This is a genomic window from Ruegeria sp. CDSA077 (assembly GCF_059612265.1).
On record NZ_JBXWQG010000002.1, the window covers coordinates 174,756 to 199,742 of the forward strand.

Genomic DNA, 24,987 nt, shown 5'->3' on the forward strand with positions numbered 1-24,987 from the left:
AATCCGTTGAACCTATTCCCTGCCCCACCTATCGTGCGGGATCAGAACAGTTCAATCAGGACACCCCTATGACCAACCAAGTGCCACACCCGATGTCTCCTCAAGATTGCCTCGTGGCGATTATGGTTGCGATCTCTGCATCAGATGAGACCATCCGCACCGCCGAGCTGGTCAAAATCGAGGGCGCGGTCAACATGCTGCCTGTCTTTGCAGAATATGACATCGACCGGATGTATCGCGTTTCCCAGATCGTCTTCGATCTGTTTGAACAAGAAGATGGTCTGGATGCCCTGTTTGGACTGATCCGCGACAACCTGCCCGAACGCCTGAACGAAACCTCCTATGCGCTTGCATGTGATGTTGCGGCTGCAGATGGTACGCTGGCAGAATCCGAATTGCGGCTGCTCGAGGAAATCCGTTACGAGTTGGACATCGACCGTTTGCATGCCGCTGCCATCGAGCGCGGCGCGCGGGCACGGCACACGACCTGACGTCAGCTGCTGCCGCCCAGCTTCCCCCACCTTTCGATCAGTGCGCGCTGCAATTTGCGCGACCTGTTATTCCAGCTCCGCCCGCCTTCGGGCCGTTCACGATACGCTCGGGGGATCGTTGCGCGATGCTCTATGTCGGCCGTGAATATCGCAAAGGCCAGCTCTGCCCCATCCGGTGAGGTTATGAACCCGCCCAGGCCCGAGACAAAGTTCAGGGTTCCGGTTTTCGCATTCACTCTGATCGGATGATCCTTGACCGGCCGCCCCTGACTGTCGGCAAGGGTAAATTTCTTCAGCAAAGGCCGGAGGTCTCCGGCTTTCTGCGCCGCCAGCAGCGCGACCACCAAATCCTCGGGCGCTACGCGTGAATCGCCCCCAAGCCCTGAATGATCGACCATCGCAACCCCGGTCACACCATAGGTCTCTGTGGCCCATCTGTTCATCTCGGCAGCTGACTCCGCCAAAGTCTGCGGTCGCGTACCGCGCGCCCTCGAGGCAGCGAGCCCTACCATCTCGGCAGTGAGATTGGTCGAGTATTTCAGCATGCCCTGCAATATGCTCTCGAGCGGGTCGCTTTGATGAATGACCAAAGGGGTTCCATTCGGCATCTGCCGCGTGACCTGCGTCCGCCCCAGCACAATTCCGTTGGATCGGGCCAATGTTCTGAAAACGTCACCTGCATAAAGCGCGGGCTTGCGGACAGGCAGCCACCGCGCCCCATCGCTACCCAACGCGCCTTTGGCAACAGTCCACCGGTCCTGACGGGCGCTGGCTTCGTAGGTATAGATCGGCAGATTGCGGCCCTCGACCTTCATCGACGCCACTTCCACTGCAGGCGTATAGCGCGTGCTTCGGGCATCCATGGTCACGTCATAGCTGGCGCCCTGCTTTTTCCACTCGAAATGCACGCGATTGAAATTCAGAGAAATGCCGCTGATCGCAGGGCTGTACCCCAAATGATCTGGCTGCCCCGGATCAATGCTGAACACGTAAGGCAACGCGCCATCGTAAACCTTGAAGGCGCCGCGGACCTCGGTGATTCCGGCCTCGCGCAAGTTTGCCGCCATCGTGGCCAGCGCATCCGTATCCAGCAAAGGATCACCACCGCCAACAAGAACAAGATCGCCGTTCAAAATGCCGTTTTCTATGGGCCCCTCAGCGACCAACGCAGTTTCGAACCTGTAGTCAGCACCTAACACATTCAGCGCGTAAAGCGCGGTCAGGGCCTTGCCAACACTTGCCGGTGGCAAACCCCGGTCGCCACCATAGGTTTCAAGCACCGTGCCTGTATCAGCGTCGGCTACAGCAAAGGCGACTTCGCCGCGCAGGTTCGCGGCTTCGACCAAGCGCACAACACCTACGATCGGCTCATCACGAATCTGAGGCCTCAATGACGTCAGCGGTGCCTCAGCCATAACGGCTACAGGCATCAGGGCCGTGCCCAGACCAGCAATAAATCCTCGTCGCGAATAACGATCAATCATGGGTCAATTAAAATCTCAGAGATCACAGGCAAACAACCTGAGATCCGAATTATGGGCCCACAGGGGCTATTCAGGCAACACCTTGTTGCCCCAATCCCCATGAATGCGCAACTGGGTCGAACTGACATCCAGCATCGGTACATTCACAAAGCACCATGCCGGGGCCTGTGCCCGGCCCAGTAAATGCCGCGCCTGCCCGTCGATGCGGTATTTGGCATAGCGACGCGCCGCAGGGGACATACGTGCAGAGATGCGGTCTCCGGGACGGGCAACAACGCCAACCGGTACGGTTTCAACAATCGACTGCCAATCCTTCCACTTATGGAATTGCGCCAGGTTATCCGCGCCCATCAGCCAGACAAACCTGACCTGCGGATAAAGCTTCTGCAGGGCGGCGACAGTATCCGCCGTGGCGCGTGTGCCGGTCTGGGCCTCGATATCCGTCACCTCGACACGTGAATGCTGCATCACAGCTTGCGCTGCCTTCACCCGCCGCGCCAATGGCGCAGGCCCGCGCTCTTTCAACGGATTGCCCGGAGAGACCAGCCACCACACCCGATCCAGCCCAAAGGCCTTCATTGCCTCGAGTGTCACATGCACATGACCCTGATGCGGCGGATCAAATGACCCCCCGAACAACCCCACGACCTGCCCGGGCCGCGCATATGGGATAGAGCTACGCTGCATCTCTAGCTGATGTTCAGAACTCGGCGGGGTTGTCAATCAACAGGTTGCACAGCGTCGCCCAACCTGACCCGCCCGGGCCGCACCACCTCGGCGCACCAACCGCCATGACCCCGAACGGCGGAATAGCCCCCCTTGCCCAGCGCCTCCTCCATCCGGCTGCACGGTGCGCAGATCACGGTGAAACGCAGGATGGCCTCGCCCACCAGCACCTCACGCCCCTTGAGCGCCGCCAGATTGATCCCCGAAACCACCAGATTGCGCCGCAGGATTTCAGGCGCGACCGGGCCCTGCCCGAGATAAGAGCCCATCGCCGACAGGTGTTCCTGCTGGATCAATGTAACTGCCCGCTTTCCCGGACGGCTATGATCGCCCTTAAGCCCCTCGCCGAAAACCATAGCTTCGTCGACCGAAACCATGTCCACCCTCCGCGCCGACCGGAGGCCAATCCACGAAATCCTCCCCGACTGCGCCCAGCCCGCTATGAGATTTTTCAGGGACATAAGAGATTCCGAAATTTCCACTTCTCCCCCTTTCTAGCCATCTGGCCCTTCCCGACCCAACCGCTAATAGTAGCGCTGATTGATTTGTGAATTGGAACCAAACATGCGCCTGACCATTCCCGAACCCAGGATCAAGCTTTATGAAGACGGCTTTGCCGAGCACGACAAACTCTCGCGTGAGGCGACTGGCGACAACCTGTCAGAATTGGTCGAACGCATCGATGATCCGCTGGTGATTGCTCTGGATGGAGAATGGGGGTCTGGCAAATCGTTCTTTCTGAAATGCTGGGTTGGTGAGCATTTAAAACGTGAAGAGAATACAACACAGACCGTCTATTTCGATGCGTTCAAACATGACTTTTTGGATGATCCTTTGATTGCGTTGACGGGAGTAATTGCTGACCGATTTGACGAGGCCGATGACAAAAAAGCTCAGAAGGCTTGGAACAAGGCCAAACATGTAGCCCCCGCCCTCGGTCGAGCAGTTATTCGCGCCGGAGTTTCAGTGGTGACAGCTGGGCTTGTGACCAAAGCAGACGAACTGGCAGAGGCTGCAATCAACACTGCTTCCGTAGAATTGGATGGAGCCGTGGCCGGTTTCTGGAAAAGAGAGAACGGGAAACGCGCAGCGATGGAGGGTTTCAGGCAAGCTTTGATTGACTTGACTGAGCCTGACAAGGACGGAGTGCCAGCTCGAAAACTCGTTATCGTCGTAGATGAGCTGGACCGCTGCCGCCCAGACTATGCGCTTTCGCTGCTCGAAATCGTTAAACACTTTTTCAACGTAGGAGGCGTCCACTTTGTTCTGGGTGTCAATCTGGAGCAACTACAAAATAGCGTCAAAGCAAGGTATGGAAGCGGAACAGAAGCCGACGCATACCTTCAAAAATTTTATTCTATAAAGTTAAACCTGCCCAGAAAGATCCAATACACACAAGACTATGTGCAATACTTCGATTTTGCATCTGGACAGTTGAAGTTACCACCGGAAATCCATGGTATCACTCGCGACCTACTAGAACGCTATTTAGGTTCCGCGCCGATGACTCCTCGGACAATTCAGCGGATACTGACTGTTCTCGCGCTAATCCCACTCCGAAGCATCCGTGAGACACCATACGAATTTTTGGTGGTTCCTGCGATGTTAAAAATATGCGCTCCGACCATCTACGAAAAAATGAGAAACAATGAATTAACGTTGGAAAATCTTCTACTGATCTTCAAAATAGATGTAGAGAAGATTGATGGTTGGGTCTCTGCGTTGAACGCGGCAGGACAGCACCATCAAGAGTATTTCGGAAGTACCGGAAGACGTATTCCAGACAACTTTCTGGCCTCGATCTGCGAAGATTACCTTGAAGTATTCGACACAAGAAGTCTTGAAGTCGAATAAGTAAGGGGTCGCGCATTCATCCACGATTGCCCCCACCCCACGCATCCGCTATCACACCGCCCAACCAAATTTCTCCGACCCAAAGGACGCGACATGGCCGCCTATCAATATGTCTACCACATGCAGGGTGTCTCCAAGACCTATCCCGGTGGCAAGAAGTGCTTTGAAAACATCCACCTGAGCTTTCTGCCCGGTGTGAAAATCGGTGTTGTCGGCGTCAACGGTGCCGGTAAATCGACCCTGATGAAGATCATGGCCGGTCTCGACAAGGATTTCACCGGCGAGGCCTGGGCGGCCGAAGGCGCCAAAGTCGGTTACCTGCCGCAGGAACCGAAGCTGGACGAAAGCCTCAGCGTGCGCGAAAATGTCATGCTGGGCGTGGCCGAGAAAAAGGCGATACTCGACCGCTATAACGAATTGGCGATGAACTACTCAGACGAAACCGCGGATGAGATGGCCAAGCTGCAGGACGAGATCGACAGCCAGAACCTCTGGGATCTCGACAGCCAGATCGACGTTTCGATGGAGGCGCTGCGCTGCCCGCCGGATGATGCCAATATCGCCAACCTCTCAGGGGGTGAGAAACGCCGCGTCGCGCTGTGCAAATTGCTGCTCGAAGCGCCCGACATGCTGCTGCTCGACGAGCCGACCAACCACCTGGATGCCGAAACAATCGCCTGGCTGCAACAGCACCTGATCGACTACAAGGGCACCATCCTGATCGTCACTCACGACCGCTATTTCCTCGACAGTATCACCGGCTGGATCCTCGAACTCGACCGGGGTCGTGGTCTGCCTTACGAGGGCAACTATTCCGCGTGGCTGGAACAAAAGGCCAAAAGGCTGGAGCAGGAAGCCCGCGAGGACAAGTCTAAGCAGAAGACCCTGCAACGCGAACTCGACTGGATGCGCCAAGGCCAGAAGGCCCGTCAGGCCAAATCCAAAGCCCGGATCAACGCCTATAATGATTTGGCGGAACAGTCCGAGCGCGAAAAGCTGACCCGCGCACAGATCGTCATCCCCAACGGCCAGCGCCTTGGCGGTAAGGTGATCGAGGTCGAAGGCCTGTCCAAACACATGGGCGATAAGCAACTGATCGAGAACCTCGACTTTACCCTGCCCCCCGGCGGAATTGTCGGCGTCATCGGGCCCAACGGCGCCGGTAAATCGACCCTGTTCAAGATGCTTACTAGTCAAGAGCAGCCCGACGCAGGCACCATCACGCTTGGCGACACGGTTGAACTGTCCTATGTCGACCAGTCCCGCGACGACCTCAAGGACAACGACACCGTATGGGAGGCGATCACCGGCGGCGCCGAGATCATCCAGCTGGGCGACGCGCAGGTCAATTCCCGCGCCTATTGCTCCTCCTTCAACTTCAAGGGCGGCGACCAGCAGAAAAAGGTCTCCTTGCTGTCAGGGGGCGAGCGCAACCGAGTCCACATGGCCCGCTTGCTGAAAGAGGGCGGCAACGTCCTGCTGCTGGATGAACCCACCAACGACCTCGACGTCGAAACCCTGCGCGCGCTGGAAGACGCCCTTGTCGATTTCGCCGGCTGCGCCGTGGTCATCAGCCACGACCGCTTCTTCCTCGACCGGATCTGCACGCATATTCTGGCGTTTGAGGGTGATGCCCATGTCGAGTGGTTCGAGGGCAACTTCGAGGATTACGAAGAGGACAAAAAACGCCGTCTGGGACCAGACGCGCTGGAGCCGAAGCGGTTGAAGCATAAGAAGTTTGCGCGGTAAAATATTGAGCGATAACTTGTGCGGCGAAGAAATTGGTGCATACTCGCCGCACGATACTGAGAATTATTGCGAAATCGACATTGTTGCATCCGATTTTTAAGAAGAACGTCCTAAGCTACGCTGGCGCCATAGCCGCAATTGGCGGTTTTCTTGGTGTGATTTTCTTGGTGTTATCTCTTTGGAATGGCAACCAATGGGCAACAGAAAATAGTAGCCTTTTATTGATCAACGGTTTCTACTGGTATGCCATCCTATTGATCGCGTGGCTTGTTCTATCTTGGCAACCAAAAGAGTTCATGTCTTCACCGACCGTCCGTGTTGTTAGAGAGGATGGCATTATCATAGTTGAGGGCAGCCCTTGGCTAGGTATTGGCGTTGGAGCAATGCTATTTGTGATGGAAGACGATTTTGAACGCATGGTTTGCTCAGCCGAGGTAATTAACATCCAATCCAATGGCCTCGTTCAGCTAGCGATACGCGATGACACCGATGTAAACTATATGGAAACGTTGCGGGCGGCAAAACAGCAGATTGTTATCAAACCGGGACATTACAAATGACGACCACCTATGAGAAGTTGGCGAAAGTTGTTTTCGTGATTGACGAGCAGAAAGTAGCGATCAACCGCGGCCAAAAGGATGGCGCACAAGTAGGCGACAAGTTCCTTATTTTTAGACTTGGCGAACAGATTGTGGACCCAGATACCGGCGATAATCTCGGGCAGCTGGAAATAGTCATCGGCCGAGCCCGAGTAACCCACGTTCAAGAACGACTATCGACACTCGAGAGCATTTCGACGAGAAACATCCCAGGGCGAAAGAGGATTATCAAAAAGACTGGTACAATTGCACTGCTGGGCATTGGTGAGGAAGAAATTGAGGAGAACCCATCGACAGTTGTCGAAGATTTGGATGCCGAGCAAGGAGACTTGGCAAAGCCGATCTGAACAAAGAACCTAATGCAAACGTAGGATGGGCGTTCGCTCCCCTCCCTCCCAATTCTGTAGGCTGGGCTCTGCAATCCTTCGGCTCTCCAAACGTGCCCACGGTGACACCACCACTCCATTCCGGATCAACTCGATCCGCGCGATTGTCACGATGGTTTGCCGAATTCGGCCACGCGGTGGGTTGCCCATTGCTCGGCGGAATCCCGTTCAAAACACCCCTTGACCCCTGAAAACACAGTACCTTCCGGATAATCCACCCTTGTCACACGCGCCACTCAATGCCATACCCAGAGTGCTAACGTTTCTATTTCGACCCACTGTCTCCTTCTACGGCGCTCAGTCTATCGATACAGACGACGACGCCAGGCTGCCGCAACTCCGTGGGCAGCACCAGATAAGGAGAGCACGGATATGCCTTCAGGCACCGTAAAATGGTTCAACACCACCAAAGGCTATGGCTTTATTGCACCCGAAGATGGCGGCAAAGACATCTTTGTACACATCTCGGCCGTCGAACGCTCGGGCCTGACCGGTCTGGCCGACAACCAGAAAGTCACGTACGAGCTGCGCTCGGGTCGTGACGGTCGCGAAAGCGCCGACGACATCCAGCTGGCGTAAGCCGCTATAAGGGCAGGGTTTTCCTCTGCCCTTTTCTATTTGTGCCTGAGCGACCACCTGTAAAAGTGTGTCCCGGCGATTACATCACAATTCAGTTACTCTTCCCCGACGATTGACCGGATCGGATATCATCCGGACACTATGGTCATGATTTTTCTGTTGTATTGAAGAGAGCTGATATGTTGACACGCCGTACATTCCTGACTGCAACAGCAGCAGCAAGCCTTGTTTCGACCGCCGCGTCGGCAAAGAAAGCCGTCGAATACGACCCCACTCCACAATTTGTTCGAATCAAAAAGCAATTCCTGCCAGGCCAGCTTCTGGTGGTTCCACGCTCGTTCTATCTGTACTTCGTAACAGAACCTCGCAAGGCAATCCGTTACGGGTGCGGGGTGGGCAAAGCCGGGCTGGAGTTCACCGGAACAGCGACCATAGACGTCAAAAAGGAGTGGCCCACCTGGCGCCCCACCAATGAAATGATCGAGCGTGAGCCAATTACATATGCTCGTTTCAAGGATAACGACTATGTGCAGCCTGGCGGTGACGGCAATCCGTTAGGTGCACGGGCGCTTTATCTGTTCGAGAACGGCGTTGACACTTATTTCCGAATTCACGGGACTACTCAGCCGCAGACCATAGGCCGTGCGGCCTCGAACGGATGTATACGCATGCTGAACACGCATGTCATCGACCTGTACCAGCGGGTGCCGATTGGAACAGTTGTGACGGTCGTCTGATCAATCTTCTGCTGATTTCACAAGTTCCAAAACCTTTGGTCCAAGGTCTTCAACGATGAGGGCCACACCACTGGCGTTGGGATGGATGCCATCTGCCTGCATGTGTTCCCGTACTTCTTCGGGGTTTCCTGCCGCAGTCAAACCTGTGAAAAAACTTGGCGCGTATCCAGTCTGATATCGATCCGCCAGATCGGGGTAGATCGCATCAAATGCGGCTTTGTAATCTGGGCCGTAATTCCCCGGCGCCTGCATCCCGACCAACAACACGGCGACCTCAGCGCTATCTGCTGCTTTCAAGATCGTCTCAAGATTTGCGCGTGCAACTGCCGGATCAAGCCCTCGCAACAGATCGTTCCCGCCCAATGCGACAATCATCCCATCCACGTCGGGTGTCAGTGTCCAGTCCACACGCGCGGCCCCTCCGGCAGTGGTATCTCCGGATACGCCCGCGTTGATCAGGCGCACATCCGCTCCGTGATCTTTCAACCAACGATCCAGCTGCGGAACAAATCCGTCTTGCTCGGGCAGGCCGTACCCTTGAGTCAAAGAATCCCCGAGAGCGGCAATCACTACGATTTCTGCTGTGGCCGCAAAGCCGCAACACGTGATAAGCACCGGCATCAAAGACTTGCGCAACATCTCAACTGCTCCATATCCCATTTGATTACCTCGGTTCGGACCAACCCATGATCTCAACTGTTCTATCACTTGAAAATGCCGCTTTATCGCTGGATGGCAATGCCGGTCAGGTAGATATCCTGCACGACATCACGCTTTCCGTACACAAGGGCGAGACACTGGGTCTGATTGGGCCGTCCGGGTCAGGAAAATCGTCGTTACTGATGCTGATGGGCGGGCTGGAACAGGCGACGGGCGGCCAGGTAACCGCACTCGGGCAAAATCTGACCCGCATGAACGAAGACGAGCTCGCGCGGTTCCGACGCAACAGCATGGGCGTTGTATTTCAAAATTTCCACCTGATCCCCACGATGACCGCCCTTGAGAACGTGGCCACACCGCTGGAGTTGGCCGGTCACAAAGATGCCTTTCAACGGGCCGAAGCCGAATTGGAGTCCGTTGGGCTGACGCATCGACGCGACCATTATCCAGCGCAGCTCTCCGGTGGAGAGCAGCAGCGCGTCGCGCTAGCCCGTGCCTCTGCCCCGCGACCACAGATCCTGCTGGCGGATGAGCCTACCGGCAATCTGGACGAAACAAACGGAGCCGCCATCATTGACCTGCTGCTTGGCCTGCGCGACAGGCATGGTGCTACTTTGGTTCTGGTGACCCATAGCCACAGCCTTGCGCGCAGATGTAACCGTGTTGTCCGGCTGCGCGATGGAAGGATTGCCGATGACACAAGGCAAGAGGCTGCCGAATGAGCCTGCGGATGGCCGGGCGGCTGGCGCGGCGGGAACTGCGCGGAGGTCTGCGCGGTTTTCGGGTGTTTCTGGCTTGTCTTGCACTTGGGGTCGCTGCCATTGCCGCTGTGGGTTCGGTCCGCCACGCCATCCAAACCGGACTGACGCAAGAAGGCGCGGCTCTGCTGGGCGGGGATGCACAGCTGGAATTCACTTATCGCTTTGCGGATGAGGCCGAACGCGCATGGATGAGCGGCGCAGCCACGGCCATCTCGGAAGTGGTAGATTTTCGGTCAATGGCAGTCACGCAGCAGAATGCTGAACCTCAGCGCGCGCTTACGCAGGTCAAATCCGTTGATGACGCCTATCCTTTGCTGGGCAAGCCCGTACTAGAGCCCCAGATGCCCCTGGCTGACGCGTTGAAGGGGCAGCTGGGGCTGCCCGGCGCCGTGATGGACCCCTCTCTGATCGACCGGCTTCAGCTATCGGTTGGGGATCGGTTTTCACTGGGGACGCAGGAATTTGTCCTGACGGCAGCCCTGATCCACGAACCGGACGGGGCGGCGGATGGGTTTGGATTGGGTCCGCGCACGCTGATCCGCACACAGGACTTGCTGAATTCCGGATTATTGGCACCGGGTACTCTGTTTTCCACCAAATACCGTCTGGATCTGCCGCCGGGGTCTGATCTTACAGCTCTTTCGGCGCAGGCAAGCGAAGCCCTTGAAGGCAGCGGAATGCGGTGGACCGATGCACGGAACGGTGCCCCCGGCATTTCAGAATTTGTTGCCCGGCTCAGCGCTTTTCTGGTTCTGGTTGGACTATCCGGGCTGGCTGTTGGCGGCATCGGCGTATCTGCAGCGGTGCGCGCCTATCTGGCGCAAAAGACTGAAACCATTGCTACCTTGCGTACTTTGGGTGCCGATCGGGCGACCGTGTTTCAGACTTATCTGATCCAGATCGGTATTCTCTCTGGCATCGGCATTTTTCTGGGCATCATATTGGGTGGATCGGTGCCTCTGCTGCTTGCGCCGCTGATCGAAACTCGCCTGCCTGTGCCCGCAGTGTTCTCGTTCTATCCGCAGCCTTTGGCTGAAGCCGCGCTTTACGGCGTGCTCACCGCCTTTTTATTCACACTCTGGCCCCTTGCCCGTACTGAAGAAATCCGTGCAGCCACCCTGTTTCGCGATGCGCTGTCTTCGGCGCGCTTCTTGCCTCGTGCAAAATATGTTCTGGCCACAGGCATCGGGCTTGCGGCGCTGATCAGCGCAGCCGCCTTTTTCAGCGGATCGACCCGCCTGACCCTTTGGACCAGCGGCGGGCTGGCCGGAGCGCTGGTTCTGCTTTCGATTGCAGCGATGGCGATCCGCAAACTGGCGCGCCTGACCACAAAACCCGCCCGAGGGAATCCTCCCCTGCGATGGGCCCTGTCGGCCATTTCCGATCCGCGCGAAGGGGCCGCATCGGTTGTCCTGTCGCTGGGGTTGGGCCTGTCGGTACTGGCCGCAGTCGGGCAAATCGACGGCACCCTGCGAAACGCGATTTCAGGAAACCTGCCCGATGTCGCCCCTTCATATTTCTTCGTCGATATCCAGAAAGAGCAGATGCCCGGCTTTACCGAACGGCTGGAAAACGACCCTGCCGTAAGCCGGATCCAAAGCGCGCCCATGCTGCGCGGGATCATCACGCAGATTAACGGGCAGCCCGCGATTGAGGTCGCCGGGGACCACTGGGTACTGGAAGGCGACCGCGGGGTCACCTATTCCGACGCCCCGCCCTCGAACGCACGGGTCACCGCCGGGGAATGGTGGTCCGAAGACTATTCCGGAACGCCTCAGGTCAGCTTCGCCGCTGAAGAGGCCGAAGAGATGGGCCTGAAGCTGGGTGACCAACTGACCGTCAACATATTGGGGCGCGACATCACCGCAGAGCTCACCTCTCTGCGCGAGGTGGATTTCTCGACCGCCGGGATGGGTTTCATCATGTCCATGAACCCGTCGGCCCTGGCCGGCGCACCGCATAGCTTCATTGCCACCGTCTATGCCGAAGAGCAGGCCGAAGCCGCGATCCTTCGTGATCTGGCGGGTAAATTCCCCAATATCACCGCAATCCGTGTCCGCGATGCGATTGACCGGGTCTCGGGTCTGCTGGCCGGGTTGGCCGCTGCGACGTCTTATGGGGCTGGTGTTTCGCTGCTAACCGGCTTTCTGGTCCTGATCGGCGCCGCGGCAGCGGGTGAACCAGCCCGGCGGTACGAGGCCGCAGTCCTGAAGACCATCGGTGCCGACCGACGGCGCATATTAATCAGCTTTGCCCTTCGGGCTGTTCTGCTGGGGTCTGCCGCTGGAATTGTAGCCCTGATGGTGGGCATCCTCGGCGGCTGGGCGGTTGCGACATATATTTTCGACACCAGCTTTGACGTCATCTGGCCATCTGCCATCGGCATCGTATTGGCCGGGATCATCGTCACGCTAGGCGCGGGGCTGATCTTTGCCTTGAAACCCCTTGCCGTTCGCCCGGCGCGCATCTTGCGCGCCAGCGACTGAGTTTATCGGACGCAGGCGACGGGCTGCAAAATCGTCAGCAGATTTGCATTGTCACACACCAGCGAATCCAGCGTGATTTCGTCCAGCGAGGCATAAAAAACCTCGGCCGCGTCCCGCAGCGCAAGGCGCAGCCGGCAGGCGTTGGTGAGCGGGCATGTATTGTCGGCATCCGCAAAGCACTCGGCAATCGGCAAGTCGCCCTCGATATGTCGAAAAACCGAACCGATCCGTATCTGATCAGCAGATCTAGCGAGTACCATACCACCATTGCGACCGCGATGAGTGCTCAGATAATCTAACTGGCTGAGTTGGTTGATCACCTGCGCCAAGTGGTTTTCCGAGATATTGCAGGTCTTTGCGATCTCGGATTTGGTCACCAACCTGTCTGGATTTGCTGCACAATACATCAGTAGGCGCACAGCAATATTTGTCCGCTTGGTTATCCGCATGTTTGCCTCCCTAAGTTCAACATGCTGCCTTATTGCATGTTGGGCAAAAAAGCGGTTTGACATACATCAATTCCCGGTCAGAAGTGATCCCGCATGGCAGACCCCTATTTCTTTGGCTACGGCAGCCTCGTGAATCTCGCGACCCACGATTTCCCCGACCCGCATCCCGCGCAGTTGAAGGGATGGCGGCGGGCCTGGCGGCATACCGATTTGCGCCCGGTCGCTTTCTTGACCGCCATTCCGGATCCCACTTCTGAAATCGACGGCATGATTGCCCATGTCCCAGGCAATGACTGGGACGCGCTGGATCAACGTGAGTGGGCCTACGACCGCGTTCCAGCGACTAAGGCCGTCACCCATTCTCTGCCACACGAGGTTGAGATCGCTGTTTATGCCGTACCTGATGACCGTCAATCCGCGGCCAGCCGGCGCCACCCCCTGCTGATGAGCTATATCGACGTGGTTGTGCAAGGCTATTTGCGTGCGTTCGGGTCCGAGGGCGCCGATCGCTTTTTTGCCACCACTGATGGCTGGGACGCCCCGATCCTGAATGACCGGGCAGAGCCGCGGTATCCGCGCCACCAGGCATTGAAACCGGATGAGACTTGTTTTGTGGATGATCGGCTGAAGCGAATAGCAGCCCAGATCGTAAAGACCTTATAGAAAAAAGGCGCGGCCAGGAGACCACGTCTTATCACAATCTAAGGCACTAAGATCAGCCGCGCGCGCGGATCACCTGCAAAAGGGGCAACAGGGTTGCCATCTCGGGGCCGCGCTCCATCCCTGTCAGTGCCTTGCGTAAAGGCATGAACAGACTCTTGCCCTTGCGGCCTGTCGCGTCTTTCACCGCGCTGGTCCACTGCCCCCATGTCTCGCCGTCGAACGGGCCTTCTGGCAACAACGCCACGGCCTCGGTGATGAACTCTCGGTCTTCATCGGCAATCAGAGGTTCGGCACCGTTACGGCACAGCTCCCACCACCCTTTCAGGTCTGCCAGAGTGGTGATGTTCTCGCGGGCCATGGCCCAGAACGGTTCGGCCAGTTCGGCCGGTACGCCCGCATCTGCCACAGCATCCGCAACGTCGGCCAATGACAAAGATTGCAGGTGTTTTGCCGTCAACGGAAACAGGTCCTGAACGTCAAACTTGGTCGGTGCGGCACCAAAACGACCAATGTCAAATCCATCGATCAGCTCGGCCATCTCTGTCCGCAACTCAACCGGGTCGGAAGAGCCCAGACGTGCCATCAAGCTGAGCAATGCTAACGGCTGTACGCCCTGCTCGCGCAGATCACGCAGAGCCAGCGTGCCCAGTCGCTTAGACAGCGCCTCGCCCTGGGGGCCGGTCAGCAGAGAATGATGTGCAAAACGCGGGCAAGTACCACCCAGCGCTTGGATGATCTGAATCTGCGTCGCGGTATTGGTCACATGGTCCGAGCCACGCACCACATCGGTCACACCCATTTCGGTATCATCGACCACCGACGCAATCGTGTACAGAACTTGACCGTCGCCCCGGATCAGAACCGGGTCAGAGACCGAGGCCGCATCAATCGAAATATCGCCCAGAATGCCGTCGGTCCACTCGATCCGTTCATGATCCAGCCTAAAGCGCCAGACTCCGTTGCCACGTTCTGCCCGCAGCGCGTCTTTCTCGGCGTCGTTAAGGTTCAATGCTGCGCGGTCATAAACCGGCGGCTTGCCCATATTCAGCTGCTTCTTGCGCTTGAGGTCTAGCTCGGTCGGGGTTTCGAAAGCCTCATAGAAACGACCCATCTCGCGCAGCTTGTCGGCTGCCTCGGCATAGCGGTCCAGACGCTCGGACTGTCGTTCGACCCGGTCCCAATGCAGGCCCAACCACTCGAGGTCCTGCTTGATGGCATCGACATATTCTTCCTTCGATCGCTCGGGGTCTGTGTCGTCGATACGCAGGATGAAGGTGCCGCCAGCCTTGCGGGCAATCAGGTAGTTCATCAGAGCTGTGCGCAGGTTGCCCACATGGATGTAACCGGTGGGTGACGGGGCGAAACGGGTGGTTGTCATAGGAGTCTCCTGTTGGCGCGGCTCTTCTCACAGGATGGGCAAATTGTCCAGCCACCGCACCGGTTCACGCCAACGTCAGGTGGCAATCCTCGGGCGATACCCTATCTTCAAAGTGCTGGCACACACAGGGAGATCTCAAAATGACCGTTACACTAACTCGTAGGGCCGCACTGGGCGCGGCGGCAGCATTGCCTTTTGCATCAGCTGCTACCCCAATCCTGGCTGCAGCAAGCGATACCAAAGCGAATTCAACCATCGCGAAATCGTTCCAGCTGGGCGATTTCACCGTAACAACTCTGTTGGATGGCAGCCTGCCGCGCGATGGCGCCAAAGAGATTTTCGGCGGCGGTGCCACGGATGAGGAATTTGCAAACGTATCGGCCCAGAATTTTATTCCTGCCGATAAAGCCCAGTTCTTTTTCACACCAACGCTGGTCAATACCGGATCTGAACTTGTGCTGTTTGATACTGGCCTTGGGCAAGGCGGCATTCAGGCGGCATTGGCAGATGCAGGCGTGAACCCGGATCAAATCGACGTCGTTGTCATCACCCATATGCACCCTGACCATATTGGCGGCATGACCACAAATGACGCGCCGACTTTCCCGAACGCGCGCTATGTCACCGCATCGACCGAATATGACTTTTGGGCCGCTCAGGATTCTGGCAATCGGGTTGGTGATCTAGTCGCCGCGAAAGTTACTCCGTTGGCCGAAAAGATGACCTTTGTCGGGGATAATGGCGAAGTTCTTTCCGGAATAACGGCCGTTTCAGCGCACGGGCATACACCCGGACACACAGTCTTTCATCTGGAAAGCAATGGCCAACGCCTGGTTCTAACGGCCGATCTGGCCAATCACTATGTGTGGTCTTTTGCTCGTCCCGAGTGGGAGGTAAAGTTCGACATGGACAAAGTCGCAGCCACCGCTTCACGCCGCAATGTGCTGGGGATGCTGGCGGCGGACAAAATCCCGATGATCGGATATCACATGCCCTTCCCCGCAGCCGGTTACGTCGAGGCGCGCGGCGATGGGTTCCGATTTGTCCCGGTCAGCTATCAGATGATGGGTTAACGTCTAATACCCCAGGTCCGGCCGGATTTTCGACCCGTCCACAAAGCGGGACAGGCGGAAAACGGCCGGATTAACACAGGGGACATTGCCCGAGACCAGATCAGCCATCAGCCGCCCGGCACCGGGCCCGATCCCGAACCCATGACCCGAGAAACCCGTAGCGATGAACAGGCCGGGCCTGTGGTCCACGTGCGAGATGATCGGGATCGCATCCGGCGTTACATCAATCATCCCTGCCCAACTCTGAACGATTTCAGCCTGCTTTAGCGCGGGAATACCACTGATTGCGCTTTTCCAAGCCCGCCGCAACGCCCGGCGCGATGGTTCGGGATCCAGAGTGCGGCAAAGTTCGAACGGTGTCACATCCGTGGGCAACCACCTCCGATCTTGTCGCGCCTCCTCGGCCCACCGCTTCGACACCCGAAACCGCAGCGACCGCCACTCCTGGCGAAACGCAGGAAGAAATTGCCACGCCAGACGAAGGCTATCCGGCACGATATCAACGGTGTTTTCGTGCCCGGACGCAATCGTATACCCTCCGTCGTCCCGCTTGCGTATTGCAAAATCGTCCGACCACAAGGCAGCCTCAGGACCGGAAACCGGAGAGGTTCGGAATACGGTGTTCAGCACCTTCAGTTGTGGAAAATCAACTCCGGCATTCCCTGCAAACAAGCGCGACCACGCACCGCCCGCCAGTACGACATTGCCGCAGGCCACGCGACCGCGTTCTGTGAAGACACCGACGACACGGTCCGCCTCTGTATCCAGACAGCGCACTGCACAGTTGGTCATCAACAGGGCCCCCCGGTCACGCGCAGCTTCGGCGATTGCGGGTGCAGCCCATTGCGGTTCCGCCCTACCGTCTTGCGGCATAAACAATGCGCAATCCAACCCCGTCTGATGGTCTGGCATAAGTTCCGCCAACAGAGCCCCGGACACCATCCTTGCCCCAGTATTCAACCCCTCCACATGGCGAAGCCAGCGTTCAAGATTGCTCTGTTCCCGCTTGCCAGAGGCGCCGAACAGGATACCGGCCTGTGTGAAACCTGTCTTGCGCCCGGTGCGTTGATCGAGCTGCGCCCAGATACGCTGTGATTCCTGCATCAGCGGGATTTCCCGAGGATCGCGCATACCCAAACGCACCCATCCCCAGTTCCGCGAACTCTGCTCGGCGGCAATTTGTCCCTTTTCGCACAGAAGGACAGACATTCCCCGCTCTGACAGTTCGAGGGCAGTTGAAGCCCCAATAATTCCTCCACCAATGACAACAACATCAACGGCTTTTGGCAGCTTTAGATCGGGTTCAACAGCATTAGGCTTGGGGCCAGGCATCAACCGCTCATAATTCATTGCACGGACCGCAATGAAGGCGCGGGATCAGGACAGACGCAACAGAAGAAACTTCGCTTCAATGACTATTGCTCAGGCCTGTGACCATTCGGCCAACGTGGCAAGCCAGCGCATCTAATTCAGGATTTTGAAAACTTCAGGCCGCGCCGCACAATTCAGCCAGTTTCTGACGCAAAGAGGTAGCGATACCGCCTTCCGGCACCTCGGCTTCTGTTTCCAGAAACTGCGCGCAGGGGCTCACCGTCGTGGATTCCTCTTTGGGCACCTCTTCATTCAACAAATTGGCAATGGCAGCATCTACCTTTGCCTCATCCAGAGACCGACCTTCGGATTGCATAGACCGCCATTTTGGCGGTGAATGAAGCGGTTTATCGTATTCATCGTACATAATGGCACCAAATCGTTAACTCAGACATCCAATTTCGGACGCGTCGCTAAAGACCGATGGGAAAGCTCATTAACACCTATTTCCCACAATGCGTCGCATCCGCCCCACATGGGGCAACAATCAAGCTAAAATGTGGCAAAAAAAAGACCGGGCATCAAGGGGGGCTCGGAAACGCCCAAGAGAATCTAAGCCACTACACTCAAAAATAAAAACAGTTCCAGAAGCACGCGGCTATTGCCCGTAAAATGGAAACAGTTTTCGCGTCAAAATGGTGATTCCTGTAAGGCGTCAGGTCCTGTCGCGCCAACGATTCACGATAGGATACCTGCGATCCAGCCAGAATGCCCGCTTGGTCAAACGTGTCCCCGGGGCGGACTGAAACCGTTTGTATTCGCTGATATAGACCAAATGTTCGATCCGGCGCGCAACGGCTTCTTCGAACCCGGCGGCCACGCAATCCGCGATCGACCCATCCTGATCAACCAATATATCCAGAATGGCGTCCAGAACCGGATAATCCGGCAGGCTGTCACTGTCCTTCTGGTCTTCGCGCAACTCGGCACTAGGAGGTTTGTCGATGACCGAGGGTCGGATGACCTCACCCTCAGGGCCTTTCATCCAGCCGCGATGATTGGCATTGCGCCAGCGGCAGGTCTCGAACACGCGGGTTTTGTACAGGTCTTTGATCGGATTATAACCACCGTTCATATCCCCATAGATCGTGGCATATCCAACGGCGACTTCGGATTTGTTGCCTGTGGTCAGCAGCATCTCGCCGAACTTGTTCGACAGGGCCATCAGCAACAGCCCCCGCAGGCGGGACTGGATGTTTTCTTCGGTCAGATCTTCGTCTCGCCCGGCAAACAATGGGGCAAGCGTATCCGTGATCGCCGCGCGCCCCTGTGCGATAGGGACGAAATCATAGTGAACACCCAACGCCTTAGCCACCGCTTCGGCATCATCCAAAGAATCCTGGCTGGTATATTCCGACGGCAACATCACGCAGCGAACATTTTCAGCGCCAATCGCATCAACCGCTATTGCCGCGACAAGGGCTGAATCAACGCCACCAGACAGACCCAGAACAACCTTTTTGAACCCGGTTTTAGCCATGTAATCACCCAGAGACTGGACCATCGCGCGATAGTCCTGCTCCCACGCATCTGGCTGCGGCACAATCTCGTCCGGAATTATGCGCCAACCTGCGTCGCCGCGTTCAAGATCCACATGCGCTATCGCTTCGTCGAACACAGGCATACGGAATGCCAGTTCTCCGCCTGGATTCAACCCAAAGGTCGCCCCGTCAAAGACCTGATCGTCCTGCCCCCCGACCATGTTCAGGTAAATCAGCGGCAATCCGGTCTCAACCACGCGCGCCACCATATGGTTCAGGCGCACATCATATTTGTTTCGGAAATAAGGCGAGCCGTTGGGGATCAACAGAAATTCGGCTCCTGTCTCCTCCAGCGTCTCGGCAACATCCGGATGCCAGCTGTCTTCGCAGATTGGGCTGCCGATCCGAGGGTTGCCAACCGAATAGGGACCGCCCAGCGGGCCGGAATCATACAGGCGCACTTCGTCAAAGACTGTCTCATTCGGCAGGTGATGTTTCAGCACTTTACTGCTGATCCTGCCGTTCTTGAGGATGAGATAGGCGTTATACAGCCGGTCATCTTCGAACCACGGCCCGCCGATCGCAATCGCAGGTCCATCGGCGCAACGTTCCGCAAGCGCCTCAACAGCTTTCATTGCGGCTTTGTGGAACGCAGGCTTGATCACAAGGTCCTGCGTATTATAGCCGGTGATGAACATCTCGGGGAAAGCAACAAGTTGGGCACCGGCCTCGCGCGCCTGCTCCCACGCAGAAAAAGCCTTGGCCGCATTGCCTTCCAAATCCCCGACAATGGGATTGAGCTGCGCCAGAGTGATACGGAAACGGTCGGCCATACTGCCCTCTTGCCCTCGTCTGTCCTATTGCCATTTACCAGATCGCACCGCGAGTGAAAGACCAATAAGGCAAAAGCCGTTGCCCTGCCTGCGTCGGTATCCTAGTTTTGCGCAAAAGCACGATGCTCGCGCAGACAGGACCAAACATGAACGTTTTTCGCACTTCAATCGCCGCAGTTGCATTGACCCTGTCAGCGCTGACCGCCTTCGCGCAGAACGATCAGGTAGTCGTGGCCGATGACGAAGTGGGCGGCGTATACGAAGGCACGTTCCTAAATGGCCTGCGGCACGGAACCGGCACCTACCAGTTGCCGGATGGTTTCGAATACGAAGGCGAATGGATCGAAGGCGAAATTCAGGGCCAGGGTATTGCGCGCTATGCTAACGGATCGATCTATCAGGGCGCCTTTGCCAACGGTCAACCCGAAGGGTTCGGAACGATCATCTATGCTGATGGTGGCAGCTATGAAGGGGAATGGGCCGATGGCTCGTTCAACGGCCAAGGAGTCGCCGTCTATGCCAACGGAGCGAAATACGAAGGTGGGTTCAAGAATGCCCGGCACCACGGCAAAGGCACTCTGACCGACCCGACCGGAGAGGTATACGAGGGCGACTGGGTCGACGGGGTCAAACAGGGCAAAGGCAAGATCACCTCAGCCAAAGGCAACGTGTATGAGGGCGACATCAAAGACGGCAAGCGTCATGGCACAGGTAGCCTGACACGGCCGGAAGGTATGAGTTATACGGGTGACTGGTCCGAAAATCGCATGACCGGAAAAGGCCGTCTACTGCAAGCCAATGGCGATTTGTATGAAGGCGACTTTTTTGATGGGCGCCGACAGGGCAAAGGCAAGGCAACCTATGCCAGTGGCGCCATTTACGAAGGTGACTATCACGATGATCGCCGCCACGGCAAAGGCCGTTTTCTGGGCACGGACGGGTTCGACTATACTGGTGAATGGAAAGACGGCCAGATTGAGGGCCTCGGAGAGCTGACCTATCCTGACGGTTCGACCTATGTCGGTGATTTCAGTGCAGACCTGCCCCATGGCAAAGGAATGCACACCTATCCTGATGGCCTGATTTACGACGGCGACTGGATCGCCGGAGTCTTCGAGGGTCAGGGCAAGGCCACTTACCCGAACGGCGCCATCTACGATGGGCAGTTCAAGAACGGTCTGAACCACGGCACCGGTGTTCTGACATTTGCAAACGGGTACAAATATGAAGGCGATTGGGTCGACGGTGCGCGCCAGGGCGAGGGCACAGCCAGCTTCCCGGACGGAACGACCTACAAGGGCGATTTCAAAGATGGGCAGCGCCACGGGCAAGGATCGATAACCACACCGCGCGGCTTCACCTATACAGGCGGTTGGGTCGAGGGGAAGATCAGCGGCACCGGAACCGCCACCTATGCGACTGGTGACGTGTACGAAGGTGGGTTTTTGGACAACAAACGCCACGGTGACGGCACGATGCGCTATGCTGACGGCAAAGAAGAAACCGGCGTCTGGGAAAACGGTGTTCTGCCGGGTGAAAACACCAGCGAGCCGCAGGAGAGTGCTCCGGCAGACGACAGCGCGACAACGGCAACCAGCCCTGCCTCTGACGGTTAGCGGGTCTCACCACGGCACAGGTTTTCCAGCCCAGTCGAAGAACCCGCCCGTGTCTGCGGGCACAAGCGCCCTGGCGACGCTCAGCAGGTTTCGCGCGGCTTCATCCGATTCAACGGTCGGGTGTCGCCCAACATATTTGCGCGTGAATTCTGTACGCACTGTGCCCGGATGCAGAGCCACACAGATCGCCTGTTTGTGGGTGCGGGCCAGCTCAATCGCGGATGTGCGCACAATCTGATTGGCCGCAGCTTTTGAGGCCCGATAGCTGATCCATCCCCCCAGCTGATTATCTCCGATTGATCCGACGCGGGCGGACAACACCGCCACGACAGATCGCCTACCCCGTGGTAGCAGCCGCGCAGCGTGTGACAGCACAAGGGCCGGACCAACCGCATTCAGGGCAAACTGGTCCATCATTGCCTGCGCTGAAATTGATATGATGGACTTCTCCGGCTGTGCACCATTGATTTCCAAAGCACCCGTCGCAATGAAGATCATGTCAAACGGGCATTGCAATGCTTCCAGAGCCGGGCCGACAGCTTCGACATTCGTGAGGTCGAAACCATCTGCAGAACGCGACAAGGTGGTTACGTCTACGGATTGCATGGTCAACAGCCTTTGCAGCGCGGCACCGATACCACCCGAGGCACCTATGATGAGAGCTTTCTCCATTCCGGATCAACTAGCGGTCTTCACTCGGCAATCAACCGTCACGGTTCGTGCAGGTTTTGACGTCTGCATGAAATTCCTACTTTTCATTCCCCGCATGCGCTGTATAAGCTCAACCCCATGATCAACCGCGCAGATATCCTTGTTGCCGACACCGCCCCCTGCGGTGCGTCTCTGCGTGGCCTACTGATCCTAATCCGCCTCTGAGCGTGCCACCCGGCGCGCCCGCTCAGAGGAGGACGCCCGCGCGCCATAGGCTTTAGGACAGAAGAAGAAAGAGAATCCCATGACCAATGTGACCGACCAAGACCGCGTCTTGATCTTTGACACCACTTTGCGCGACGGCGAGCAGAGCCCCGGCGCGACCATGACTCATGCCGAAAAGCTGGAAATCGCGGAACTGCTGGACGAGATGGGTGTCGACATCATCGAGGCCGGTTTCCCGATCGCATCAGAAGGCGACTTCAAAGCCGTCAGCGAGATTGCCGAGCGATCACAAAACAGCCGCATCTGTGGGTTGGCCCGTGCGAATTTCGCTGATATCGACCGCTGCTGGGAGGCGATCAAACACGCTGGCAAGAACCGCATCCACACTTTCATCGGCACTTCTCCACTGCACCGTGCCATTCCGAACCTGACCATGGACGAGATGGCTGACAAGATCCACGAAACCGTCAGCCACGCCCGCAACCTGTGCGAAAATGTACAGTGGTCGCCGATGGATGCGACCCGGACCGAGTGGGATTATCTGTGCCGTGTGATCGAGATCGCGATCAAGGCCGGTGCCACGACGATCAACATCCCCGACACTGTCGGTTACACGGCACCTGTCGAATCCGCTGACCTGATCAAGCGCCTGATCGAAACGGTTCCGGGCGCGGATGAGGTGGTGTTTGCCACCCATTGCCACAACGATCTTGGCATGGCGACGGCGAACTCACTGGCGGCTGTCGCTGGTGGTGCGCGTCAAATCGAATGCACCATCAATGGCCTTGGCGAGCGTGCGGGCAATACTGCACTGGAAGAAGTTGTGATGGCGCTGCGCACCCGCAATGACATCATGCCGTGGCATACTGGCATCGACACCACCAAGATCATGCATATCTCGCGACGGGTTGCGACGGTTGCGGGCTTCCCGGTTCAGTTCAACAAAGCCATTGTCGGCAAGAATGCCTTTGCGCATGAAAGCGGAATCCATCAGGACGGCATGCTGAAGAACCGAGAGAATTTCGAGATCATGCGCCCTGAAGATATCGGCCTGTCGGGCACCTCTTTGCCGCTTGGCAAACACTCGGGCCGGGCTGCGTTGCGCGATAAGCTGGAAACGCTGGGCTTTGAGGTCGGAGACAATCAGCTCAAGGACATCTTCGTGCGGTTCAAGGATCTGGCCGACCGCAAGAAAGAGGTTTTTGACGACGACCTGATCGCGTTGATGAGCCAGGATGATGAGGCCGACGATCACCTGCAGTTGGTTTCGATGAAAGTCACCTGCGGCACCGGCGGTCAGGCGGAATCGACGGTCGAGCTGGAAGTGGATGGCAAGGACATTGTCGCGACCGAACATGGCGACGGTCCAGTCGATGCCACCTTCAAAGCCGTTCGCCGAATCTATCCCAACACCGCCCGCCTGCAACTGTATCAGGTCCATGCTGTGACCGAGGGTACTGATGCGCAGGCAACCGTATCGGTTCGGCTGGAAGAGGACGGCATGATCGCCACCGGTCAGTCAGCGAATACCGATACGGTCGTGGCATCCGCCAAGGCCTATATCCACGCACTGAACCGCCTGATCATGCGCCGTGAAAAGGCCGGGCCAGGTGCAGACACGCGTGAAATCAGCTATAAGGACCTGACCTGACAGCCGGATGACACTCCCAAGGGCTCCCGCACCCGCGGGTGCCCGGCTACGCCGGACGCCCTTGCGGCTTTGGGCCCGGCAGCGCGCCTGCGGCGCGCTGCCGGGCCCAACACGTTTGATGGCATCTTTAGATGCTGGCAAATGGGGCGGGAGAACCCTGTGGTCCGAAATCAGACTGGCGTCACAGCCCTTTGAACAGCTGAGACAAGCGATCCATTTCATCTTGGATGCCAAAGGGCGCGTTCAGCAGGAACATCCCTGATCCGACCATTCGATGACCTTCCCGCGCAGGTGCAAACCGGACTTCATGACAGATCGCCTTGGGAAAGCCCTGCGCCTTCAACGCGGCAACCATCGGGGCCTGACGTTGATCGGTCAGGATCGGATACCACAGCGCGATGACGCCCACATTCCATTTACGGTGCAGTTTTGAGATCACGCCCGGTAGCCGGTCATAATCCGCCTTCACCTCATAGCTGGGATCAATCAACAGCATCCCGCGCCGCGGCGTTGGTGGCAGCAAAGACTGCGCCAGCTCAAACCCGTCCTGTTTGTACTCCTTTGCCCCAAAGGGGGACATGGTCATCGACAATGCCGCGTATTCCTGCGGGTGCAGCTCTGCGAAATGCAGACTGTCCTGATCCCTCAGCAGGTTGGCCGCGATCAGCGGTGAACCGGCATAGCTGTTTTCCCCGTGCCGTTCATGGACCTTGGCCAACGCCAGAGACAAAGGATGATCTGCTGGGAACCACCCTTCGCGCTGCGCTCGCTTGATACCTACGGCTGCCTCGCCTGTGCGCACGGCTTCTGCTGCGTCTAACTGGTACAGGCCACGCCCGGAATGGGTTTCCAGATAGGTTATCGGCTTATCTTTTCGCGTCAGATAGTCCAGTACCCATGCCAAAAGAGCGTGCTTTTGAACATCAGCCAGATTCCCGGCGTGGTAAATGTGTTGATAAGAGAGCATGTTGCCTTCTAAAGTCCCTCTCAATAAGGCGGAAAGGTGCTGAGTTACGCGGAATCAGCCCTTTTACCGGGCGAGATGGCACCCTATAAGACATCCGTCCCGGAACCGTCGAGTCGC

At 57.2% G+C, this 24,987-nt stretch carries 24 protein-coding genes; 13 read left to right on the plus strand and 11 right to left on the minus strand.

Annotated features, from left to right (window positions below; all coding sequences use genetic code 11):
- Nucleotides 1-68 precede the first annotated feature (68 nt).
- Nucleotides 69-491: a tellurite resistance TerB family protein gene (locus AC2FLE_RS08025; protein WP_142635642.1), complete on the plus strand. Its 423-nt coding sequence runs from the start codon at nucleotides 69-71 to the stop codon at nucleotides 489-491.
- Nucleotides 492-493: 2 nt separating this feature from the next.
- Here AC2FLE_RS08025 and dacB read toward each other — a convergent pair whose 3' ends face one another.
- The 3 genes from dacB to AC2FLE_RS08040 all read right to left on the minus strand — a co-directional run bounded on the left by dacB (nucleotide 494) and on the right by AC2FLE_RS08040 (nucleotide 3,078).
- Nucleotides 494-1,975: a D-alanyl-D-alanine carboxypeptidase/D-alanyl-D-alanine endopeptidase gene (gene dacB, locus AC2FLE_RS08030; protein WP_496696336.1), complete on the minus strand. Its 1,482-nt coding sequence runs from the start codon at nucleotides 1,973-1,975 to the stop codon at nucleotides 494-496.
- 66 nt (nucleotides 1,976-2,041) lie between these two features.
- Complete coding sequence (locus AC2FLE_RS08035; RefSeq protein ID WP_496696338.1) at nucleotides 2,042-2,662, minus strand: nicotinate-nucleotide adenylyltransferase; 621 nt, start codon at nucleotides 2,660-2,662, stop codon at nucleotides 2,042-2,044.
- Nucleotides 2,663-2,694: 32 nt separating this feature from the next.
- Nucleotides 2,695-3,078 (minus strand): MOSC domain-containing protein, encoded by a 384-nt coding sequence (locus tag AC2FLE_RS08040; RefSeq protein WP_496696339.1) that lies wholly within the window; start codon nucleotides 3,076-3,078, stop codon nucleotides 2,695-2,697.
- A 187-nt stretch (nucleotides 3,079-3,265) separates the two neighbouring features.
- Between AC2FLE_RS08040 and AC2FLE_RS08045 the strand changes: the two genes are divergently transcribed.
- From AC2FLE_RS08045 to AC2FLE_RS08070, 6 genes are all read left to right on the plus strand, one after another.
- On the plus strand, nucleotides 3,266-4,555 hold the full coding sequence (locus AC2FLE_RS08045) for a KAP family P-loop NTPase fold protein (protein WP_496696340.1): 1,290 nt from the start codon (nucleotides 3,266-3,268) through the stop codon (nucleotides 4,553-4,555).
- A 93-nt stretch (nucleotides 4,556-4,648) separates the two neighbouring features.
- Nucleotides 4,649-6,304, plus strand: coding sequence for an energy-dependent translational throttle protein EttA (ettA, locus tag AC2FLE_RS08050; protein ID WP_282021610.1), 1,656 nt, complete (start codon nucleotides 4,649-4,651; stop codon nucleotides 6,302-6,304).
- A 35-nt stretch (nucleotides 6,305-6,339) separates the two neighbouring features.
- Nucleotides 6,340-6,864 (plus strand): hypothetical protein, encoded by a 525-nt coding sequence (locus AC2FLE_RS08055; RefSeq protein ID WP_496696342.1) that lies wholly within the window; start codon nucleotides 6,340-6,342, stop codon nucleotides 6,862-6,864.
- On the plus strand, nucleotides 6,861-7,250 hold the full coding sequence (locus tag AC2FLE_RS08060) for a hypothetical protein (protein ID WP_496696343.1): 390 nt from the start codon (nucleotides 6,861-6,863) through the stop codon (nucleotides 7,248-7,250). The genes AC2FLE_RS08055 and AC2FLE_RS08060 overlap by 4 nt, the downstream gene beginning before the upstream one ends.
- 411 nt (nucleotides 7,251-7,661) lie before the next feature.
- Nucleotides 7,662-7,868, plus strand: a complete 207-nt coding sequence (locus tag AC2FLE_RS08065; RefSeq protein WP_142635630.1) for a cold-shock protein — start codon at nucleotides 7,662-7,664, stop codon at nucleotides 7,866-7,868.
- 179 nt (nucleotides 7,869-8,047) lie between these two features.
- Nucleotides 8,048-8,605, plus strand: coding sequence for a L,D-transpeptidase (locus AC2FLE_RS08070; protein ID WP_496696346.1), 558 nt, complete (start codon nucleotides 8,048-8,050; stop codon nucleotides 8,603-8,605).
- Here the strand turns inward: AC2FLE_RS08070 and AC2FLE_RS08075 are convergent, their stop codons facing one another.
- Nucleotides 8,606-9,265, minus strand: a complete 660-nt coding sequence (locus AC2FLE_RS08075; protein WP_496696348.1) for an arylesterase — start codon at nucleotides 9,263-9,265, stop codon at nucleotides 8,606-8,608.
- 26 nt (nucleotides 9,266-9,291) lie between these two features.
- On the opposite strand from AC2FLE_RS08075, the gene AC2FLE_RS08080 reads away from it, so the two are divergent.
- Nucleotides 9,292-9,987 (plus strand): ABC transporter ATP-binding protein, encoded by a 696-nt coding sequence (locus AC2FLE_RS08080; RefSeq protein WP_496696350.1) that lies wholly within the window; start codon nucleotides 9,292-9,294, stop codon nucleotides 9,985-9,987.
- On the plus strand, nucleotides 9,984-12,512 hold the full coding sequence (locus AC2FLE_RS08085; protein ID WP_496696351.1) for an ABC transporter permease: 2,529 nt from the start codon (nucleotides 9,984-9,986) through the stop codon (nucleotides 12,510-12,512). The genes AC2FLE_RS08080 and AC2FLE_RS08085 overlap by 4 nt, the downstream gene beginning before the upstream one ends.
- 2 nt (nucleotides 12,513-12,514) lie before the next feature.
- On the opposite strand, the gene AC2FLE_RS08090 is transcribed toward AC2FLE_RS08085, so the two are convergent.
- On the minus strand, nucleotides 12,515-12,961 hold the full coding sequence (locus AC2FLE_RS08090; protein WP_496691756.1) for an RrF2 family transcriptional regulator: 447 nt from the start codon (nucleotides 12,959-12,961) through the stop codon (nucleotides 12,515-12,517).
- A 93-nt stretch (nucleotides 12,962-13,054) separates the two neighbouring features.
- Here AC2FLE_RS08090 and AC2FLE_RS08095 point away from each other — a divergent pair, with 93 nt between their 5' ends.
- Nucleotides 13,055-13,624 (plus strand): gamma-glutamylcyclotransferase family protein, encoded by a 570-nt coding sequence (locus tag AC2FLE_RS08095; RefSeq protein ID WP_142635620.1) that lies wholly within the window; start codon nucleotides 13,055-13,057, stop codon nucleotides 13,622-13,624.
- 52 nt (nucleotides 13,625-13,676) lie between these two features.
- On the opposite strand, the gene gltX is transcribed toward AC2FLE_RS08095, so the two are convergent.
- The gene (gene gltX, locus AC2FLE_RS08100) at nucleotides 13,677-15,002 is read right to left on the minus strand and encodes a glutamate--tRNA ligase (protein ID WP_496696352.1); all 1,326 of its coding nucleotides are present in this window, start codon (nucleotides 15,000-15,002) and stop codon (nucleotides 13,677-13,679) included.
- A 140-nt stretch (nucleotides 15,003-15,142) separates the two neighbouring features.
- Here gltX and AC2FLE_RS08105 point away from each other — a divergent pair, with 140 nt between their 5' ends.
- Nucleotides 15,143-16,075 carry an MBL fold metallo-hydrolase gene (locus AC2FLE_RS08105; protein WP_496696354.1) on the plus strand — a complete coding sequence of 311 codons (933 nt, stop codon included), beginning with the start codon at nucleotides 15,143-15,145 and terminating at the stop codon, nucleotides 16,073-16,075.
- A gap of 3 nt (nucleotides 16,076-16,078) precedes the next feature.
- Here the strand turns inward: AC2FLE_RS08105 and AC2FLE_RS08110 are convergent, their stop codons facing one another.
- From AC2FLE_RS08110 to AC2FLE_RS08120, 3 genes are all read right to left on the minus strand, one after another.
- Nucleotides 16,079-17,407 carry an NAD(P)/FAD-dependent oxidoreductase gene (locus AC2FLE_RS08110; RefSeq protein ID WP_496696356.1) on the minus strand — a complete coding sequence of 443 codons (1,329 nt, stop codon included), beginning with the start codon at nucleotides 17,405-17,407 and terminating at the stop codon, nucleotides 16,079-16,081.
- Between the two features lie 154 nt (nucleotides 17,408-17,561).
- Nucleotides 17,562-17,813 carry a hypothetical protein gene (locus tag AC2FLE_RS08115; protein ID WP_496696358.1) on the minus strand — a complete coding sequence of 84 codons (252 nt, stop codon included), beginning with the start codon at nucleotides 17,811-17,813 and terminating at the stop codon, nucleotides 17,562-17,564.
- Nucleotides 17,814-18,101: 288 nt separating this feature from the next.
- A complete protein-coding gene (locus AC2FLE_RS08120) occupies nucleotides 18,102-19,760 on the minus strand; it encodes an NAD+ synthase (protein WP_496696360.1) in 1,659 nt (552 codons plus the stop codon).
- 146 nt (nucleotides 19,761-19,906) lie between these two features.
- Between AC2FLE_RS08120 and AC2FLE_RS08125 the strand changes: the two genes are divergently transcribed.
- The gene (locus AC2FLE_RS08125; RefSeq protein ID WP_142635608.1) at nucleotides 19,907-21,376 is read left to right on the plus strand and encodes an MORN repeat-containing protein; all 1,470 of its coding nucleotides are present in this window, start codon (nucleotides 19,907-19,909) and stop codon (nucleotides 21,374-21,376) included.
- A gap of 6 nt (nucleotides 21,377-21,382) precedes the next feature.
- Here AC2FLE_RS08125 and AC2FLE_RS08130 read toward each other — a convergent pair whose 3' ends face one another.
- Nucleotides 21,383-22,048 (minus strand): SDR family NAD(P)-dependent oxidoreductase, encoded by a 666-nt coding sequence (locus AC2FLE_RS08130; RefSeq protein WP_496696362.1) that lies wholly within the window; start codon nucleotides 22,046-22,048, stop codon nucleotides 21,383-21,385.
- 283 nt (nucleotides 22,049-22,331) lie between these two features.
- Between AC2FLE_RS08130 and AC2FLE_RS08135 the strand changes: the two genes are divergently transcribed.
- The gene (locus tag AC2FLE_RS08135) at nucleotides 22,332-23,903 is read left to right on the plus strand and encodes a 2-isopropylmalate synthase (protein WP_496688927.1); all 1,572 of its coding nucleotides are present in this window, start codon (nucleotides 22,332-22,334) and stop codon (nucleotides 23,901-23,903) included.
- A gap of 181 nt (nucleotides 23,904-24,084) precedes the next feature.
- Here AC2FLE_RS08135 and rlmJ read toward each other — a convergent pair whose 3' ends face one another.
- Nucleotides 24,085-24,870, minus strand: a complete 786-nt coding sequence (rlmJ, locus tag AC2FLE_RS08140) for a 23S rRNA (adenine(2030)-N(6))-methyltransferase RlmJ (RefSeq protein ID WP_496696364.1) — start codon at nucleotides 24,868-24,870, stop codon at nucleotides 24,085-24,087.
- Nucleotides 24,871-24,987 lie beyond the last annotated feature (117 nt).